Origin of the sequence: Acinetobacter nematophilus, assembly GCF_026344175.1 — a bacterium.
GTDB classification, from domain to species: Bacteria; Pseudomonadota; Gammaproteobacteria; order Pseudomonadales; family Moraxellaceae; genus Acinetobacter; species Acinetobacter nematophilus.
Genome location: NZ_JAPKMY010000008.1, coordinates 130,349 through 148,893 on the forward strand (window position 1 = coordinate 130,349; position 18,545 = coordinate 148,893).

The 18,545-nt window shown below is 40.1% G+C and carries 17 protein-coding genes; 13 read left to right on the top strand and 4 right to left on the bottom strand.

Features of this window, described 5'->3' with window-relative positions; translation table 11 throughout:
• Window positions 1–14 precede the first annotated feature (14 nt).
• Genes OSH00_RS14810 through OSH00_RS14830 form a run of 5 tightly spaced genes read left to right on the top strand, consistent with a single transcriptional unit; the run spans window position 15 to window position 3,704 of the window.
• The gene (locus tag OSH00_RS14810; RefSeq protein ID WP_266131070.1) at window positions 15–524 is read left to right on the top strand and encodes a hypothetical protein; all 510 of its coding nucleotides are present in this window, start codon (window positions 15–17) and stop codon (window positions 522–524) included.
• Entirely contained in the window at window positions 524–1,291 is a 768-nt protein-coding gene (locus OSH00_RS14815) for a DUF7738 domain-containing protein (protein ID WP_266131071.1), read from the top strand. Before OSH00_RS14810 ends, OSH00_RS14815 begins: the two co-directional genes overlap by 1 nt.
• Entirely contained in the window at window positions 1,291–2,106 is an 816-nt protein-coding gene (locus OSH00_RS14820) for a DUF7738 domain-containing protein (RefSeq protein ID WP_266131072.1), read from the top strand. Before OSH00_RS14815 ends, OSH00_RS14820 begins: the two co-directional genes overlap by 1 nt.
• Window positions 2,081–2,902, top strand: a complete 822-nt coding sequence (locus OSH00_RS14825; RefSeq protein ID WP_266131073.1) for a DUF7738 domain-containing protein — start codon at window positions 2,081–2,083, stop codon at window positions 2,900–2,902. The genes OSH00_RS14820 and OSH00_RS14825 overlap by 26 nt, the downstream gene beginning before the upstream one ends.
• Window positions 2,877–3,704, top strand: coding sequence for a DUF7738 domain-containing protein (locus OSH00_RS14830; RefSeq protein WP_266131074.1), 828 nt, complete (start codon window positions 2,877–2,879; stop codon window positions 3,702–3,704). Before OSH00_RS14825 ends, OSH00_RS14830 begins: the two co-directional genes overlap by 26 nt.
• Before the next feature lie 87 nt (window positions 3,705–3,791).
• Here OSH00_RS14830 and OSH00_RS14835 read toward each other — a convergent pair whose 3' ends face one another.
• A complete protein-coding gene (locus OSH00_RS14835) occupies window positions 3,792–4,889 on the bottom strand; it encodes a transcriptional regulator (RefSeq protein WP_266131075.1) in 1,098 nt (365 codons plus the stop codon).
• Window positions 4,890–5,149: 260 nt separating this feature from the next.
• The gene (lipA, locus tag OSH00_RS14840; protein ID WP_266131076.1) at window positions 5,150–6,142 is read right to left on the bottom strand and encodes a lipoyl synthase; all 993 of its coding nucleotides are present in this window, start codon (window positions 6,140–6,142) and stop codon (window positions 5,150–5,152) included.
• A 362-nt stretch (window positions 6,143–6,504) separates the two neighbouring features.
• On the opposite strand from lipA, the gene OSH00_RS14845 reads away from it, so the two are divergent.
• The 7 genes from OSH00_RS14845 to OSH00_RS14875 all read left to right on the top strand — a co-directional run bounded on the left by OSH00_RS14845 (window position 6,505) and on the right by OSH00_RS14875 (window position 15,317).
• Window positions 6,505–7,467: a thiamine pyrophosphate-dependent dehydrogenase E1 component subunit alpha gene (locus tag OSH00_RS14845; RefSeq protein WP_266131077.1), complete on the top strand. Its 963-nt coding sequence runs from the start codon at window positions 6,505–6,507 to the stop codon at window positions 7,465–7,467.
• Window positions 7,468–7,482: 15 nt separating this feature from the next.
• Window positions 7,483–8,502, top strand: coding sequence for an alpha-ketoacid dehydrogenase subunit beta (locus OSH00_RS14850; RefSeq protein WP_266131078.1), 1,020 nt, complete (start codon window positions 7,483–7,485; stop codon window positions 8,500–8,502).
• A gap of 1 nt (window position 8,503) precedes the next feature.
• On the top strand, window positions 8,504–10,069 hold the full coding sequence (locus OSH00_RS14855) for a 2-oxo acid dehydrogenase subunit E2 (RefSeq protein WP_266131079.1): 1,566 nt from the start codon (window positions 8,504–8,506) through the stop codon (window positions 10,067–10,069).
• 10 nt (window positions 10,070–10,079) lie between these two features.
• Entirely contained in the window at window positions 10,080–11,480 is a 1,401-nt protein-coding gene (gene lpdA, locus OSH00_RS14860; RefSeq protein ID WP_266131080.1) for a dihydrolipoyl dehydrogenase, read from the top strand.
• A gap of 11 nt (window positions 11,481–11,491) precedes the next feature.
• The gene (locus OSH00_RS14865) at window positions 11,492–12,277 is read left to right on the top strand and encodes an acetoin reductase (protein ID WP_266131081.1); all 786 of its coding nucleotides are present in this window, start codon (window positions 11,492–11,494) and stop codon (window positions 12,275–12,277) included.
• 72 nt (window positions 12,278–12,349) lie between these two features.
• Complete coding sequence (locus tag OSH00_RS14870) at window positions 12,350–13,408, top strand: 2,3-butanediol dehydrogenase (protein ID WP_266131082.1); 1,059 nt, start codon at window positions 12,350–12,352, stop codon at window positions 13,406–13,408.
• 724 nt (window positions 13,409–14,132) lie between these two features.
• Entirely contained in the window at window positions 14,133–15,317 is a 1,185-nt protein-coding gene (locus OSH00_RS14875) for a hypothetical protein (RefSeq protein ID WP_266131083.1), read from the top strand.
• A 103-nt stretch (window positions 15,318–15,420) separates the two neighbouring features.
• On the opposite strand, the gene OSH00_RS14880 is transcribed toward OSH00_RS14875, so the two are convergent.
• Window positions 15,421–16,254, bottom strand: a complete 834-nt coding sequence (locus OSH00_RS14880; RefSeq protein ID WP_266131084.1) for a DMT family transporter — start codon at window positions 16,252–16,254, stop codon at window positions 15,421–15,423.
• Window positions 16,255–16,328: 74 nt separating this feature from the next.
• Complete coding sequence (locus OSH00_RS14885) at window positions 16,329–17,309, bottom strand: LysR family transcriptional regulator (protein WP_266131085.1); 981 nt, start codon at window positions 17,307–17,309, stop codon at window positions 16,329–16,331.
• A 100-nt stretch (window positions 17,310–17,409) separates the two neighbouring features.
• On the opposite strand from OSH00_RS14885, the gene OSH00_RS14890 reads away from it, so the two are divergent.
• Window positions 17,410–18,522 carry a tartrate dehydrogenase gene (locus OSH00_RS14890; RefSeq protein WP_266131086.1) on the top strand — a complete coding sequence of 371 codons (1,113 nt, stop codon included), beginning with the start codon at window positions 17,410–17,412 and terminating at the stop codon, window positions 18,520–18,522.
• The last annotated feature ends 23 nt before the right edge of the window (window positions 18,523–18,545 follow it).

Consider the following 18,545-nt stretch of genomic DNA (forward strand, 5'->3'; position numbering starts at 1 on the left):
CACTTTTAAAAACAGTGGTTGCATCGTTACTTAAGTTTTTACTTCAATTTGGTGGAACCATTGTATTAAAGCATTCGCATGAAATTGTGAGTGTAAAACAAGGGGCAAATCCTGTGATTCATGGAGATAACCCAAGTCATACACAATTAGGCAAAGACGAAGCAGGAAACCCCTTACACTTACTAGCTGCCAATTTGGCGATTATTGCGGTACGTGATGTCGGTACAAAATGGCGAGATTGGTCTAAAAAGCCAACAGCGGCAAATAAACAAGCCGTATTGGACGCAGCAAAAAGTTATTTTAGACATCCGAATCGTTGTAACTGGATGGATGAAATCGTTAAACAATGGGCAAGACAGCATAAGGATCAAGTCAATCAAGCCAGTGATGGTATGCTGCAAAAAGGTTGGGACAGCACGCGACAGGGTGCGTATAAAGGCGCTAAGGCGGCACAAGAGAAAATTGATCAAGCAGCAGAATCGGTCCAAAAAGGTTTAGATATGATGAAGGGTGGAAAAAAATAATGCATATGCTTCAAAAAAAACTAGCACTGTTTTTACCCCTATTACTGTGTATCAGTTGTAGTAATGGCCAGTCCACTGCAAAGCAAGATGCTGAAGCAGAAGGCTTTGTAAAGAAAATAAATCAACAACATCAGTTTAAAGTGCATGGTTGTGCAATTAATTATAATGGTACAGACTTATATATGAGTTCAGGGGTAGAGCCTTGGCTTAAAGCGTTAGGGAAAAATTATCGTAAAGTTGAAAGTGTAGATCCAATTAATCGAATTAATATCTATATATATGATGATATCGGTGTTCGTTTGGTTGAAAGAATAGCGGATGAAAAAATCGCAAGTTTTGGATTTCGTTTAGAGCGTCCTGCACATGATATTCGTAAAGAAACAGATGCAGAAATAGAGGAAGAGTTAAAAAAACCAGATACTGAGCAAGTTAGAACTATATTTAAAGATGCAATAGAGGTGGATGGTGTATTGGTGGGTGCTTATCCAATGCATGATGAAATAAGAAACAAGTTTCGTGCAGAAACACGCGTAAGTTATAACTATACAGCGGACTGTAATGACAACCAACAAGGTGAGTCTTTTGGGGTTGAATTAAGTACAAGTTTTAATGACCCTGAAGTGATTGATTATATGTATTTTTATAACTATTTTGACATAATTAGTGACGAAGAAAAAGAAAGACAGCGGAAAGAGTTTTGTGAAGGACCTGATAGAGATGATCCTATTATTGGGGGAGGGTGTGAAAACTATCCTTTAAAAAAATAATGCATATGCTTCAAAAAAAACTAGCGCTGTTTTTACCGCTTCTTCTTTGTATCAGTTGTAGTAATGGTCAGTCCACTGCACAGCAAGATGCTGAAACAGAAGGTTTTATAAAGAAAATAAATTCACAACATCAGTTTAAAGTGCATGGCTGTGCAATTAATTATAATGGTACGGACTTATATATGAGTTCAGGGGTAGAGCCTTGGCTTAAAGCGTTGGGGAAAAACTATCGTAAAGTTGATAGTGCGGATGGTGTCAATCGAATTAATCTCTATATATATGATGATATCGGTGTTCGTTTGGTTGAAAGAATTGCGGATAAACAAATCGATAGTTTTAGATTTCGTTTAGAGCGCCCTGCACATGATATTCGTAAAGAAACCGATGCAGAAATAGAGGAAGAGTTAAAAAAACCAGATACTGAGCAAGTTAGAACTATTTTTAAAGATGCCATCGAGGTGGATGGTGTACTCGTAGGTGCTTATCCAATGCATGATGAAATAAGGGACAAGTTTCGTGCAGAAACACGTGTAAGTTATAACTTTACAGCGGACTGTAATGACAACCAAAAAGGTGAATCTTTTGGCGTTGAACTAAGCACAAGTTTTAATGACCCTGAAGTGATTGATCATATGTATTTTTATAATTATTTAGACACGATGACTGAAGAACAAAAGAAACAATTAGGTCGTAAAACGGATGAAAACGGACGAGAAATTTGTGGAAGTTATATGGATATAAAAACAATGTCTGTTGTTCCCAGTTATTGTACACAAGAAGAATTAGACGATGAAAAGAAACAAAAGGCAAAATAAATGGATTCTTTTTTTACCGTTTCTACTCTGTATTAGTTGTAGTAATGGTCAGTCCACTGCACAGCAAGATGCTGAAGCAGAAGGTTTTATAAAGAAAATAAATCCACAACATCAGTTTAAAGTGCATGGCTGTGCAATTAATTATAATGGTACGGACTTATATATGAGTTCAGGGGTAGAGCCTTGGCTTAAAGCGTTAGGGAAAAATTATCGTAAAGTTGATAGTGCAGATGGCATCAATCGAATTAATCTCTATATTTACGATGATATCGGTGTTCGTTTAGTTGAACGGAAAAACGATAAAAAAATAGACAGCTTTAGATTTCGTTTAGAGCGCCCCGCTCATGATATTCGTAAAGAAACAGATGCAGAAATAGAGGAAGAGTTAAAAAAACCAGATGCTGAACAAGTTAGAACTATATTTAAAGATGCAATAGAAGTGGATGGTGTACTGGTGGGTGCTTATCCAATGCATGATGAGGTCAGAGATAAGTTTCGTGCAGAAACACGCGTAAGTTATAACTATACAGCGTACTGTAATGACAACCAACAAGGTGAGTCTTTTGGGGTTGAATTAAGTACAAGTTTTAATGACCCTGAAGTGATTGATTATATGTATTTTTATAATAATTTAGATACGATGACTTTGGAACAAAAAAAACAACTAGCGCGAAGAACGGATGAAAATGGACGAGAGGTCTGTGGAGAATATGTGGATATTAAGACATTTGATGTTCTACCAAGATATTGTACACAAGAAGAATTAGACGATGAAAAGAAACAAAAGGCAAAATAAATGGATTCTTTTTTTACCCCTATTACTGTGTATCAGTTGCAGTAATGGTCAGTCCACTGCAAAGCAAGATGCTGAAGCAGAAGGCTTTGTAAAGAAAATAAATTCACAACATCAGTTTCAAGTGCATGGTTGTGCAATTAATTATAATGGTACGGACTTATATATGAGTTCAGGGGTAGAGCCTTGGCTTAAAGCGTTGGGGAAAAACTATCGTAAAGTTGATAGTGCGGATGGCGTCAATCGAATTAATCTCTATATTTACGATGATATTGGCGTGAGTTTAATGGAACGCCAAGTCGATAAAAAAATATCAATGTTTGGTTTTTATTTGCCAGATCCTGCACATTCCCTTGATTTAACGGAAACCCCTCAAAGTATAGAAAATAGAAAACTTATAGGTGATGAATCACCGAAAAAAAGATTTCAAGATGCGATAAGCATTAACAATATCTTGGTTGGTGCATATCCGATGCATGATGAAATCAGAGATTTATTTCGTGCCAAGACCAGTGTAAGTTATGCATATACTGCTAATTGTAATGAAGAACAAAAGAGTAAAGGTGAATCTTTTTACGTAGACTTAGGCACTTCCTATAATGAACCTGAAGTGATTGATAACCTATATTTTTATAATTATTTAGATACGATGACTTTGGAACAAAAAAAACAACTAGCGCGAAGAACGGATGAAAATGGACGAGAGGTCTGTGGAGAATATGTTGATATTAAAACATTTGATGTTCTACCAAGATATTGTACACAAGAAGAATTAGACGATGAAAAGAAACAAAAGGCAAAATAAATGGATTCTCTTTGTACCCCTATTATTGTGTATCAGTTGTAGTAATGGTCAGTCCACTGCACAGCAAAATAATGAAGCAGATCCAGATTAAAGAAGTTTTAAAAAGCGCTCACGATGTTGGCTTTCCTGTGGCAATAATTCCAGTACACGTTGTATCGCATCAATCCGTTCGGGCATATGACGGATGATTTTGAGTAAAGGATCGATATCCTGCATTTGATAGATCAAATGGCTTAAACGGGCATCGAAACAGTCACGCCATGTGGTCAAGAGTGGACTTTCTGATTTTGCCAAGAAACTGCCTTTATACAATGAAAATGTGCTGGCCAAAAAACCTGCATTGAGTGACTGTTCAGCTCGAATAAAGTCAGTTTGGATTTCACAAATCAGTTTATACGGACGCGATAAAATACAATTCGGCAGCAAAGTTCTGAGTTGAGACATTTCTGCCTTTAAGGTTTTCTCACTGATGTCACGATCGCCATATAGTGCATAATGCAATTCATCTAGATTTATCCCGTCAGGATGTAGAATAAGGATACATAGAATTTCAATTTGACGATGGGTTAGTGTTAAAAGTTGTTGATTGAACTGTACTTTGGGTGTACCAAAAACTTTCAGATACAGCATATTTTTCTGCTCAAACTGGATTGCTCGCTGAACCAATTCGGCACAACGCTCCACAGCCAATACACCAAGCGAAGTATGTTTTTTATATTTGGTGGATAAATTAATAATGCCGTGAAACTGACCAGATACAGGGTCGACAATAGGCGCAGCATAACAGACCCAATCTTGTACGCTATTCATTTGATTTTCATGAGAATAGACACAGCTTGAAATATGGTTGTTGAGTGCCAAACCAATGGCATTGGTGCCGACAGCTTGAGTCGACCAATGACCGCCTTCTACAAAGTGGACTTGTTCGGCGGAGGAAAGCATAGAACGGCTACTCCATGTCCATAATAATGTCCCATGGTGATCGGTGATTCCAATCGCCATTTCAGAGTCATTCGCTATTTTAAGTAAATCCGCATAATTATGTTGAATTGAACGGCGAAATAAAGATTGTTCCTGCTCCATGGGTAAGCTTAAAAGTGGTGCAGCATTAATGGGCTCTATATTGAATAAATGTGTAGTCTGTAAGCTTGATGTTTGAGTATGCGATTGATTCAATAGCTTCATATCATATTCCTTTATGATGAGCGGTTGTCGCCATTAATATGTTGTATTCATTGTCATTGTATTGCTTGGTTTTGATGATTTTTCACTTTCAGGATGGTTTTAATCCAGTAGAATGATTACACCAGAATTCAGCTGTTTATCTCTTGATCCGTATCCACTTTAAAATGCAATTGCTCAGTTTAAAATGGGTTTTCTGCTCATTAATGTTAAATAAAGTTATTCGCTCGAAGATATTCAACTTTGATCAAAGACCCAGCGTTCTAGCTATTTTTTAAGATATTTTCACGTTTAAATGGCTGAGGAACAGGCTCACCTTTATATTGACGATCGGCAAAATAACTTGAACGAACCATGGGGGCACTCCAGATATTCTTAAACCCCAGCAATTGCCCATGGGTCTGATAATGTTCAAACTCTTTCAATGAAACAAAACGGTGAATGGGAGCATGTGACTTTGAGGGCTGTAAATACTGACCAATCGTCACATAATCGACCAAATGATCACTGAGGTCATTGAGCAAAACAATCACTTCTGCTTCAACTTCACCCAATCCCACCATCAAGCCACATTTGGTCGCAACATCGGGACGCAGATGTTTAAACTTTTGGAGTAAATCAAGAGAATGTTGATAGTCAGAACCTGGACGCATTGCCCGATATAAGCGAGGAACAGTTTCAATATTGTGATTAAACACATCTGGTGGTGTTTGACTGAGAATTTCAAGTGCAAGCTCTAGTCTGCCCCGAAAGTCTGGAACTAAAATTTCAATCAGTGTGTCTGGGCTAGTTTTACGAATTTCTGTAATACAGTTTGCAAAATGTTGCGCACCACCATCTTTGAGATCGTCTCGATCTACAGAGGTTATCACCACATATTTTAAATTGAGATTCTTAACAGTTTCCGCCAAATATTGGGGTTCCTCCAGATCCAATGCATTTGGACGGCCATGTGCAACATCACAAAAGGGGCAACGACGGGTACAAATGTCTCCCATAATCATGAATGTTGCTGTACCTCCTCCAAAACATTGTGGAAGGTTGGGACACGCTGCTTCTTCACATACTGTATGCAATTTCTGTTGCCGTAATAGATCTTTTATGCGTTGTATTTCTTCAGGATGGCTGATTTTTGCTCTAATCCATTCAGGTTTCTGCGGAATTTTTTCAGTACTGATGATTTTTACTGGAATACGTGCCAGTTTATCAGCACCCCGTAATTTTTCACCTGTGGTGATTGAACGTTTTAAATCCATTTTAAATAGTCCATTTAATAAAATAATAAATATAAAATGACATTTTTATTTAATATGTCAAATATATTTAAAATATTTTAAGTGAGAATAAGTGAGTGCAAAATATTCATATTATAAAATAAAGGTTGGTTAAAGGTTTGGTTTTTCATGTTTTTGAAAATTATAAAAAATTACAAATATTTTTCGACTTTTAAATGATTGTTTTTAATCTTTTTGTTGATTTTTTTAAACGCTATTTTTTTTAGTCTAATATTAAATTTAATTAAAATAATTTTATATAAATATACAGGTTTTAAATACCAGTATTTTATTTTGAATATCTGGTTTTTTATTTCTAGACGTAAACATTAAGGATTAAATATATGCAATTAACGGAAGAGCAATTGCTGGCAGCATACCGACGGATGCGAGATATTCGTGAGTTTGAGGATCGACTGCACGATGAAAACAATACAGGTGATATTCCTGGTTTTATCCATCTTTACAGTGGTGAAGAAGCGGTAGCCGTTGGAATATGTGAAAACTTGACGGACAAGGATTTTATTACATCGACTCATCGTGGGCATGGGCATTGTATTGCCAAGGGCTGTGATATTCACGGCATGATGTTGGAAATTTTCGGTAAAGACGATGGGCTCTGTCGAGGTAAGGGCGGTTCAATGCATATTGCCGATTTGGACAAAGGCATGCTGGGTGCCAACGGTATTGTGGGGGGAGGACCTCCTTTGGCAATAGGTGCGGCCTTGACTGCTAAAACTTTAAAAACTGGTGGAATTGGTCTGTCTTTTACAGGGGATGGCGGCTCTAACCAAGGTTTAACTTTTGAAGCAATGAACATGGCGGTGGTTTTAAAGCTTCCTGTTATTTTTGTTTTTGAAAACAATGGCTTTGGTGAAGGTACTGCACATGACTATGCCGTTGGAAGTAAGGATATTGCGGGTCGTGCGGCTGCTTTCGGGATGCCGGCTGAAAAAGTAGATGGTACAGATTTCTTTGCTGTCTATGAAGTTGCTCAAAAAGCCATTGAACGAGCTCGTCGCGGTGAAGGTCCAAGTGTGATCGAAACCATTACCAATCGTTTTTATGGTCACTTTGAAGGTGATCCTGGACTGATTCGTTCGAAAGAAGAACTTGATTATGTCAAAGAACATAAAGATCCGCTGAAAATTTTCCGTGAAAAAGTCAAAGGGAAAATTGAGGACGCCAAACTGGATGCGATTGATGTTGAATCAAAAGCCAATGTGGATGCAGCCGTAGCGAAAGCGCGTGCAGCAAATTATCCAGAAGTTTCTCAACTTCTCACCGACGTTTATGTCTCTTACTAAAGGAATAGTAAAGCAATGCCAAATAAAAGTTATCGAAATGCAATTAAAGAAGCGATTGAATCAGAAATGCGTCGTGACCCTACGGTGATTGTGGTGGGGGAAGATGTACGTGGCGGTCATGGTGGCAAAAACACCGATGACAATAAACTTGAAGGTTTCGGTGGTGTATTGGGTGTCACCAAAGGTTTATGGACAGAGTTTGGTTCAGAACGTGTGATTGATACGCCGATTACTGAGTCAGCCATTATTGGTATGGCAGCAGGTGCAGCGGCAACAGGTTTGCGCCCGGTAGCGGATCTGATGTTTATGGATTTCTATGGCGTATGTCATGACATGCTGTATAACCAAGCTGCTAAATTCCGTTATATGTTTGGTGGAAAAGCCAAAGCTCCTTTAGTGGTACGGGGTATGATCGGTGCAGGTTTTTCTGCTGCTGCCCAGCATTCACAGTCGCCTTATAACGTATTTGCAGCTGTACCCGGTTTAAAAGTGGTGGTGCCATCCAGTGCTTATGATGTGAAAGGTTTACTGATTCAAGCCATTCGTGATGATGATCCAGTTGTTTTCTGTGAACATAAGTTGCTTTATGACATCAAGGGAGAAGTGCCAGACGAGTCATATACCATTCCGTTTGGTGTAGCCAATTACACACGTGAAGGAACAGATATTACCATTATTGCATTGAGTTTAATGGTACATCGCGCCAATGAAGTTGCCGATAAATTAGCCAAAGAAGGAATTTCTGTTGAAGTCGTTGACCCACGTACGATTTCACCTTTGGATGAAGATGGGATTTTGGAGTCAGTGGCGTCTACAGGTCGAGTGGTGATTGTTGATGAATCGGCAGCACGCTGTGGTTTTGGGCATGATGTTGCTGCATTGATCGCGCAAAAAGGTTTTCATTATCTGAAAGCCCCAATTGAATTGGTGACCCCACCACATTCTCCAGTACCGTTCTCACCTGTTTTGGAAAAAGAATGGTTACCAAGTGTAGAACGTATCGAGCAGGCTGTACGTAAAACGTTGGAGGCTTAGGATGAGCGAAATCAAAACTTTAGAAATTCCAAAATGGGGATTGTCCATGGAAGAAGGGACAATCGCGCAATGGCTGATTCAAGAGGGGGAGCAATTCAGCAAAGGACAGGAAATTTGTGAAATTGAAACCACAAAAATCGTCAATGTGCTTGAAGCACCCTTTGAAAGTACCTTGCGTAAAATTATTGCCCAAGCAGGGGATACTTTGGTGGTGGGTGGTTTAATTGCGATTTGTGCTGATTCACAGGTTTCAGATGCTGAGATTGATGCTTTTGCACAATCATTAGCAGGTTCATCGGTAGTTAATCAAAACCAAAGCGTGGCGGATGTTTCTGAAAAAGTATCTGAAAACTTCTCAGATCCTCAGGTTAAAACAACAGTCGCTACTATGGCTCAACCGAATAATTTGCCTCAACCGAATAATGCTGTAAATGCCCAGAAATCTGTTGCTCACAGTGGCTATTCAATTCCAGTCACATTGCAAGGTGATCAACAGCATGATGAAATTTTTGCGACGCCGCATGCTTTGAAATCGGCTGAAAAACATCATGTGAATTTGGCAAAAATCACCGGCACAGGGCGACAAGGGCGTATCAGTGTCCATGATATTCAACAAGCCGTTCAAGCTGCAGGAGGTTCATGGCCAGATATTCGTCAGCAAACAAGTGCTAAAGCCGCGAAATCTAAGGCAGATGACAGTCAAGTTCTTGCAACACCTGTTGCACGCCGTCTAGCAAAACAATGGGGAATAAATCTGCATGATTGTCGTGCATCCGGCACCAGAGGTCGAGTCTGTAAGGACGATGTTGAAGCCGTTTATCAGCGTGAAAACCCTGTACAAACACAACAATGCGATCAGATTAATCCAACGGAATCAGCAAAACCGACCACAATTGCCATGAATGGGATGCGCAAAGCCATTGCTTCACGGCTACAGGAAGCAAAACGGAATGCACCACATTTCCGCTTAACCGTGGATCTCAATGTTGAGTCAATACAAGCCTTGCGTCAGCAAATCAACAGCACTGTCCCCCAAGTGAAGCTGTCGATCAACGATATGCTGATTAAAGCTGCTGCCGCTGCCTTGATGAAAGTACCGCAAGTCAACGTGCAATATGATGAAAAAAATCAACAGATTTTGCAGTTTGCACAGGCGGATATTTCTGTTGCTGTAGCAATCGAAAATGGACTGATCACACCCATCATTAAAGCTGCAAATAGCAAGTCTTTGGCGCAAATTTCAAATGATATGCGTGATTTGGCGACACGTGCCAAAACTGGAAAACTCGCGCCAGATGAATTTCAGGGCGGTAGCTTCAGTATTTCTAATTTAGGCATGCTCGGCATTCAGCAATTCGATGCCATTATCAATCCGCCTCAGGGTGCAATATTGGCTTTAGGTGCAGCAGAGAAACGGGCGGTCATTGAACAAGACTCGATTGTGATCCGCCAAATGGTTACAGCAACCTTGTCGTGTGATCACCGAGTGATTGATGGTGCATTGGGGGCGCAATTCTTGGCAGCATTTAAGCAGTTTGTTGAAAATCCTGCATTGATTCTGGTGTAGGAGATGAAATATGTCAGATACACAATTTGATCTTATTGTAATTGGTGCAGGTCCGGGAGGGTACGTCGCTGCGATTCGCGCTGCACAACTGGGCTTAAAAACCGCAATTGTTGAAAAACAACATTTGGGTGGGATTTGCCTCAATTGGGGATGTATTCCCACTAAAGCACTGTTAAGTGGCGCAGCATTGGCACAACAGTTTAAACACTCGGAACAGTTTGGTTTTCGTTTGGGTGCGGTGGAATTTGATATTCAGCAATTGGTTCGACACAGCAGACAAGTTTCAGAGCAATTGGTGCAAGGTATCGGGCAATTGTTGAAAAAAAATCAAGTGACGGTTTTCAATGCAACGGCAAGATTTACTGCCAAAGAATACTTGGAACTGACGGATGCGCAGGGACAAAAACAGCAGATTTCAGCACCACATATCATTGTTGCAACTGGTGCGAAAGCGGCCAACCTAGCACATATTCCTGTTGATGGTAAGCATGTGTGGAGTTATCGAGAAGCATTGGTTCCTACCCAATTACCTCGATCGCTGTTGGTGATTGGTTCTGGAGCAATTGGAAGTGAATTTGCAAGTCTGTATCAAGACTTGGGTTGCCAAGTCACTTTGGTGGATATCGCCAAACAGATCTTACCGAGTGAAGATATTGAAGTTGCTCAATATGTGAAAAAGCAATTTGAACAGCAAGGAATGAGGGTTTTAACAGAAGCGGCCATACAAAAAATTGAATTGATTGATGATCAAGTCGATTGTCATATTGAAACTGCACAAGGTGTGCAGATCGTAACCGTGGAAAAAGTACTTTCAGCAATTGGTGTGCAACCGAATACACAACATTTAGGTTTAGAGGCTCTGGGAATCGAATTTGAGCAGGGTTTTATCAAAGTTGATTCATGGTGCAAAACCAATGTTGTTGGTGTTTATGCAATTGGTGATGTCGCTGGTGCGCCGTGTCTGGCACATAAAGCCAGCCATGAAGCAATTTTGTGTGTGGAAAAAATTGCAGGTCTTGAACATGTACATGGACTTGATCGGACTCAAATTCCCGGGTGTATCTTTACCCATCCGCAAGTGGCGAGTATTGGCTTGACTGAACAAAAAGCCAAAGCAGCAGGATTGAATATTCAAGTCGGCAAGTTTCCATTACTTGCCAATGGTAAGGCATTGGCATTGGCTGACAGTGCTGGCTTTGTTAAAACCATTTTTAATCAGGAAACAGGTGAATTAGTGGGCGCGCACATGGTGGGGCACGAAGTCACTGAGCATATTCAAGGCTTTGCCATCGCCAAATATTTGGAAGCCACAGACGAAAGTCTGGCACAGGTGATTTTTCCACATCCTACTTTATCTGAGGCGATGCATGAGTCGGTTTTATCGGCGATGCAACGTGCAATCCATATCTAAGGAGTCGCGATATGCCAAAAGGTTTAAACAATAAAGTTGCGCTGATTACAGGTGCAGCACAAGGAATAGGAAGAGGCATTGCCTTACGTTTGGCACAGGAGGGTGTACATGTTGCACTGGTTGACCTTCATCAGGAAAAATTAAATGCTGTGCAGCAGGAGATTGAAGATTGCGGTGTAAACACCACTACATTTATTGCCGATATTGCTGATCCGATACAGATCAGCAAAGCCATCGATCATGCAGAATCAACATTGAATGGTTTTGATATCATGATCAATAATGCAGGTATTGCGCAAGTCAAAGCTTTAGCTGAAGTGACACCCAATGAGTTCAACCAAATCATGAATGTCAATGTCGGTGGTGTACTTTGGGGAATTCAAGCCGCAGCGAATAAATTTAAACAGCGGCAACAACCTGGGAAAATTATCAATGCCTGTTCGATTGCTGGGCACGAAGGTTTTGCTTTGTTGGGCGTTTATTCTGCAACGAAGTTTGCTGTTCGAGCTTTGACACAGACAGCAGCCAAAGAATATGCCAGTGCAGGAATTACGGTAAACAGCTATTGTCCCGGTGTTGTGGGAACAGATATGTGGGTCGAAATCGACCAACGCTTTGCTGAAATCACAGGTGCAGCTGTAGGTGAAACCTACAGGAAATACGTGGATGGTATTGCTTTAGGGCGTGCTGAGACGCCAGAAGATGTAGCTGCTTTGGTTGCCTTTTTGGCAAGTGAGGATGCCAATTATATTACCGGTCAATCTATTTTGACTGATGGTGGGATGGTCTATCGTTAAAGCCTGTAGGTATTTCAACCCTGCATCTGTGAAGTATTAAAAGACTCTAATATCTGCATAAGGAGTAGTTCTATGAAAGCGGCACGATTTTATGACAAAGGGGATATTCGTATTGAGGATATTCCTGAACCCCAAGTTGTTCCCGGTACTGTGGGCATCCAAGTTGCATGGTGTGGTATCTGCGGTACAGATTTACATGAATTTATGGAAGGTCCGATCTTTATTCCACCTTGCGGTCATCCCCACCCGATTTCTGGTGAATCTGCTCCTGTGACCATGGGACATGAATTTTCAGGCGTGGTCTATGCCGTGGGCGATGGGGTAGAGGATATTCAGATTGGTCAGCATGTGGTTGTTGAACCTTATATCATTGCGGATGATGTACCTACGGGTCCGAATGATCATTATCACTTGTCAAAAAATATGAACTTTATCGGTTTAGGCGGAAGGGGCGGCGGTTTATCAGAAAAGATTGCTGTACAACGTCGCTGGGTACATCCGATTTCTGACCAAATTCCTTTGGATCAAGCTGCCCTGATAGAACCTTTATCTGTAGGGCATCATGCCTTTGTGCGAAGTGGTGCAAAGGCTGGGGATATTGCTTTGGTGGGTGGTGCTGGGCCAATCGGACTACTTCTGTCTGCCATTCTTAAAGCCAAAGGTTTAACCGTTATCATTACCGAGCTTAGTGCTAAACGTAAAGAAAAAGCTTTAGAAGCAGGTGTTGCGGATTATGTACTTGATCCATCACAAGTGGATGTGGTCGCTGAGGTCATGAAGATTACTCACGGTCGAGGCGTGGATGTTGCATTTGAATGCAGCAGTGTCAACAAAGTCATGGACACTTTGGTTGCAGCCATGAAGCCCACAGGTGTGGTAGTCATCGTGTCAATTTGGAGCCATCCTGCCACCATCAATGTGCATAGTGTGGTGATGAAAGAGTTGGATATTCGTGGCACGATTGCATATGTCAACGACCATCAAGAAACCATACGTTTGGTTGAGCAAGGTAAAATTAATCTAGAACCCTTTATCACTCAGCGTATTGCTTTAGATGATTTGGTGTCACAAGGATTTGAAACCTTGATTCATAACAATGAATCTGCAGTGAAAATTATTGTGCATCCATAAAATATATTTGGAAATCCTGTAATGGGCTATTGAATCTTCAATCCATCAACATGTGCTGAGCAACAATCAACCCTATGGATTTAAAAGTGCCTTCTCCTTTTGGAGAAGACACAGGATGATGGAATTTTATGGGTTGGATGAAGTATCTAGAGACGATATAAAAACAGACAATTGTGCAAAAAAATGATTTAAACGGTTGGGACAGGTGATAGCTAGAGATCATTGATGCAGCAAAAATTAGGAGGTGAAAGTGTATTTTCAGGATACCCAGGTGATGGTTTGAGAAAAACCAAGGTCAAGTCGTTTACGAACACGGTAGCGAACTTGTGTAATACTGAAATGTATTTTTAAATAAACTGATAAAAGCATAAAGATAAAATGAGCATTTGATCCAATAAATTTTGAAAATCGGTGTTTATAAATTTTATGTGTTATCTCAGTTTAAATTATAATTTTCACTAAAATTAAAAAATTATAGAGAGTTATATGAATTGATAAAAAATAGAAGACGATTTCTAATCCTTATATTTCAATATTGTAATCTTGATTTAAACACCTACTTATAACTTGAATATTCATTTAAAAAAATAACGTATTTTGCATGATTTAAATTCAATTGGTATAAATTAAACACACTTTGTAAATACTGACGACATAGTTTCAGCATTGTTTGTCTTGTTGAATTTGTTCATTTTCTTAGCAGGATAAACAAGGAAGTACAATAATGAAGAAGGCTCTCTTAATTTTGGGATCAATGGGTATTTTGGCGAATATGCCTGTTTTGGCAGCTGATTTAAGTATAGGCGATCCTAAATCAGAATCAGGTGAACTTAAACTCACAGGTGCAATTCGAACACGCTATATGTACAAAGACTATATCGTCGAGGCAAATGAAGGCTCTAAAAATCAGGATTGGCAACTTGCCGATATTAAAGCCGTTTTGAGTTATGAAAATCCCAATTGGATCGCCTCGATGGATGCACGCTGCTATCAATACAGCCGCTTATGCGATGCTTGGTTTTTAAAAGATGCATGGGCCGGATATAAAATCTCAGATCAGCAGCGTCTGTCTGTTGGGTTTCAATCTGTAGATTTTGGTTTTGGTCGATTATGGGGAAATAGCTATTATGAAACTTTGCTCAATACAGTAGGTTTAGAAGACATTCAAAATCTGGGGCTAAAATATCAGTTCAAGAATGATCAATACAATTTTAACTTCGGTTTTTACCCTGCGGATGGGGGAAATTATACAGGCACATCCAAAGATGCAAGTCGATACAGTGGTAATTTTATTCAAGCGGATGATTTAAGTCAGGGTACGGATATTGATGAAAAAAATATGTGGATCACCCGTTTATCTAGAAAGTTTGATTTGGATAAAACACAAAACTTTTCGACTGAAATCGGGGGGTCATATTGGTACTCAGACCTAGAAAACAATAGAACTCATCAAGATGGTCATCGTCGTACATGGGCTATATTTAATACAATGAACTATCAAGCATGGCAATGGTTATTCTTGGCAGGTGAGCAGAATATTAAAAATGCAGACAATTTATTGCCAGACAGCTCAACTATGGGAGCATTCGACTATCCATATCAAGTGGCAAATAAAGGCAAGTTTATGTCGAATGAGATTAATTATACATTCGCGCAACCTTTTCATCAGTTGGAGAACATCAAGCCTTATTTGGCTTATAGTCGCTACTTTAAAGATCAATCGGACGCTCAAGATTCAGACCGTCTCACTGCTGGCGTGTATTTTAACTACAAAGCAATCGGTATTCAGGGTGAATACATCTGGAGTCGGAATGATCCTATGACAGGAAGTGGTGCAAATGGCCTGGCACAGGGGGAAAGTAATCAGTGGAATAAATTATTTTATTTGTCGCTAGGTTATTATTTCTAAGTTTAAAGCTTAAGTTTCGCCAGCTCTGAATAAGATGGGCTGGCTGTCGGATTGAAACGAAGCTAAATGGACTGATGTTTAGCTGCTGTTATGGTTGAACTATTCAGCTAATTCTTAGAAGCAGTGCGCCGATTAAAATAATACATGAGGAGAGAATTCGAGTGACCGTGGCGCGCTCTTTTAAAATAAAAATCGTAATTAAGGTCGCAAATAAAATAGAAGTTTCACGCAATGCGGCAACGATGGCAACAGGTGCGCGTGTCATTGCCCACAATGCCAATCCATAAGAAAAAAAAGAGCCCATTCCACCAATTAAACCGAGATGCCAATTTGAACGCAAATAATCACCCATTTGTCGATACTGCATTTTTAAAGCAAAAATAAAAAAGATTAGACCAGACAGTACAAAGCTCCATAAAATATAGGAAATAGGTGATCCAGAGAGGCGAATCCCATACCCATCCACCAAGGTATAACTCGCAATCAAGATGGCATTCAACAAGGCTAGACCAATACCTTTTCGTCCCGTTTTAGGGGCAGCAAAGATCATGGATAAAATACCCATGGAAATGGTGATGATGCCAAGCCACGCCTGGAGTTCGAGTTTTTCATTCAGGAAAACTGTCGCTAACACCGCCACAATCAAGGGTGCAGTACCTCGCATCAACGGGTAGGTCAATCCCATATCTGCGATGTGATAGATTTTGGCAACCATACCAAAATAAAGAATCTGTATCCCTGTGGATGCTAAGATATAAAGCCAGCTCGCACTATTAGGCATGGGAAAAAAGGGCAGCATTAGCATGGCGAATACTGCTGCTGATGCTGTAACCAACACGGTGGTTAAAAACTTATTCGAACCTGCTTTGACAATCGCATTCCATGTTGCATGAAATGCTGCTGCCAGTAGAATTAGACCAAATATTGCTGTGCTCATAGTTTAGGTATCTATAGATCATCAGTCTCGACTGCCTGATGATATTTAAAAATAACGCAAATCTCTGATCATACCTATAAAAATACCTTTTCAGAATTTTGTGTTATCGGTTGGATAGGTTGAATCAACTGCCCCCGAGATAAATTTTGAACATGCTGTAAGCGATTGAGTAATTCATTTTGAATAAACAAAATACAGGTCTGTAATTTGGATGAGCTTTTCAATCGTGATGGATAAACTGCCCATACATCAGCATCTTGCCAGTATTCAGGAAGAATGTGTTGTAGCTGACCACTGATCAATTCATCGGCAACATCCCAAATCGAACGTAAGATAATGCCATGACCTTCGACTGCAAGTTGATGAATAATTTCACCATTGTTGGAAATAAAGCGAGGTGTCACATGGACTGATCGATCTTCTGATGCATGACGTAGTTTCCATAATACCGAAGATTGATCACGTTCACTGATGGTCAAACAGTCATGATGGCGTAAATCTTCAAGATTTTCAGGCATGCCATTTTTAACGATGTAATTCGGTGCGGCGCAAAAAATTCGAAAATTGGGGATCAATTTCTTTGCAATCATATTGGGTGCAATTTCGTTACCAATACGAATATCCAAATCAATACTGTGCTGAATCAGGTCTTTGGTGTTATCAATGGTATCAAACTGTATTTCCAGTTTGGGATACATGGTCATCAGTTTTGACAGGATGGGTGCCACATGTTTCCGACCAAAGCCAAAGCTGCTGACAATATCCAGATGACCTGTTGGTGTACTCAATGGATTATTGACCAGCTCACTAATCTCGTCAAACTCGTCCAAAATATGGGCAACACGATCTAAAATAAGTTTTCCGTCTTCCGTTAAACTGACATGACGTGTGCTTCGATGAAACAGTTTACAATTCAAATTGGTTTCTAAAATATTGATACGTTTACTAATAAATGCCGGTGAAACACCAAGCTCCTCCGCAGAATCGACAAAACTCTTGCGTTTTGCGACTGTACAAAAAACCTTTAAATCCGATAGGTTAGGTAGATTATTCACGATCCGTGTCCATTGGGCTGATAGTTTTATTATTGATCATTTTTGCTGAAAACAGCATGTTTACATCTAAGGATATTAACCAAAGGTGTAAGGGAGCATTATGGCAAAAAAGTATAAAGTTGCCACGATTGCAGGCGATGGGATTGGCTTAGAAGTTCTACCAGAAGGAATCAAGGTTGTAAAGGCAGCTGCAGATAAATATGGGATTGAACTTCAAATGGATGCATTTGATTGGGCCAGCTGCGATTATTATCTTGAACACGGCAAAATGATGCCTGACAACTGGTTTGAGGTATTGCAGCAATACGATGCAATCTTCTTTGGTGCTGTGGGATGGCCTGAAAAAGTACCTGATCATATTTCACTCTGGGGCTCACTACTTCAGTTCCGCCGTCGTTTTGATCAATATGTGAATTTACGTCCAGTTCGATTAATGCCAGGAGTGAAATGCCCACTCGCAGGTAAACAACCTGGTGATATTGATTTTTATGTGGTGCGTGAAAACAGTGAAGGGGAATATTCCGCTATTGGCGGTAAAGCTTTTGAAGGGACTGAGCGTGAGTTTGTATTGCAAGAAGCAGTATTTACCCGTCACGGTGTAGATCGTATTTTGAAATATGCATTTGAATTTGCCAATCAACGTGATGCTAAAAAGCTCACTGCAGCGACGAAGTCCAATGGAATTGCAGTCAGTATGCCGTACTGGGATGAACGCGTGGATGAAATGGCAAAACAGTATCCACACATCAAAACAGACAAACAGCATGTGGATATTTTAGCTGCACGTTTTGTGTTACAGCCTGAGCGTTTTGATGTTGTTGTTGCATCGAACTTATTTGGAGATATTTTGTCTGATTTGGGGCCGGCATGCACAGGAACCATCGGTTTAGCAGCTTCTGCAAACTTAAATCCTGAACGCAAGTTTCCGTCATTGTTTGAACCCGTACATGGTTCAGCGCCTGATATTTTCGGTCGCAAAATTGCCAACCCAATTGCTGCAATCTGGTCAGGTGCCATGATGTTGGATTTCCTGGCCAATGGCGATGCACAAGTTGCTCAAGCAGGTCAGGACATTATGCAGGCGATCGAACATATATTACTACATGGACCTAAAACGCCAGATATTGGCGGAACTGCAAAAACGGATGAAGTTGGAGATGCGATTGCATCATTTGTTACTCACAAGAAAATGGATTTATTCGCTATGGAATAACCACCATATGGAATGATCAGAAT

Excerpts from the sequence above, each read along its gene's own strand:
- OSH00_RS14825 (WP_266131073.1), top strand. The coding sequence starts at position 2,081 with ATGAAAAGAAACAAAAGGCAAAATAAATGGATTCTTTTTTTACCGTTT.
- OSH00_RS14845 (WP_266131077.1), top strand. The coding sequence starts at position 6,505 with ATGCAATTAACGGAAGAGCAATTGCTGGCAGCATACCGACGGATGCGA.
- lpdA (WP_266131080.1), top strand. The coding sequence starts at position 10,080 with ATGTCAGATACACAATTTGATCTTATTGTAATTGGTGCAGGTCCGGGA.
- OSH00_RS14865 (WP_266131081.1), top strand. The coding sequence starts at position 11,492 with ATGCCAAAAGGTTTAAACAATAAAGTTGCGCTGATTACAGGTGCAGCA.
- OSH00_RS14815 (WP_266131071.1), top strand. The coding sequence starts at position 524 with ATGCATATGCTTCAAAAAAAACTAGCACTGTTTTTACCCCTATTACTG.
- OSH00_RS14880 (WP_266131084.1), bottom strand. The coding sequence starts at position 16,254 with ATGAGCACAGCAATATTTGGTCTAATTCTACTGGCAGCAGCATTTCAT.
- OSH00_RS14835 (WP_266131075.1), bottom strand. The coding sequence starts at position 4,889 with ATGAAGCTATTGAATCAATCGCATACTCAAACATCAAGCTTACAGACT.
- OSH00_RS14875 (WP_266131083.1), top strand. The coding sequence starts at position 14,133 with ATGAAGAAGGCTCTCTTAATTTTGGGATCAATGGGTATTTTGGCGAAT.
- lipA (WP_266131076.1), bottom strand. The coding sequence starts at position 6,142 with ATGGATTTAAAACGTTCAATCACCACAGGTGAAAAATTACGGGGTGCT.
- OSH00_RS14850 (WP_266131078.1), top strand. The coding sequence starts at position 7,483 with ATGCCAAATAAAAGTTATCGAAATGCAATTAAAGAAGCGATTGAATCA.
- OSH00_RS14890 (WP_266131086.1), top strand. The coding sequence starts at position 17,410 with ATGGCAAAAAAGTATAAAGTTGCCACGATTGCAGGCGATGGGATTGGC.
- OSH00_RS14820 (WP_266131072.1), top strand. The coding sequence starts at position 1,291 with ATGCATATGCTTCAAAAAAAACTAGCGCTGTTTTTACCGCTTCTTCTT.
- OSH00_RS14870 (WP_266131082.1), top strand. The coding sequence starts at position 12,350 with ATGAAAGCGGCACGATTTTATGACAAAGGGGATATTCGTATTGAGGAT.
- OSH00_RS14855 (WP_266131079.1), top strand. The coding sequence starts at position 8,504 with ATGAGCGAAATCAAAACTTTAGAAATTCCAAAATGGGGATTGTCCATG.
- OSH00_RS14830 (WP_266131074.1), top strand. The coding sequence starts at position 2,877 with ATGAAAAGAAACAAAAGGCAAAATAAATGGATTCTTTTTTTACCCCTA.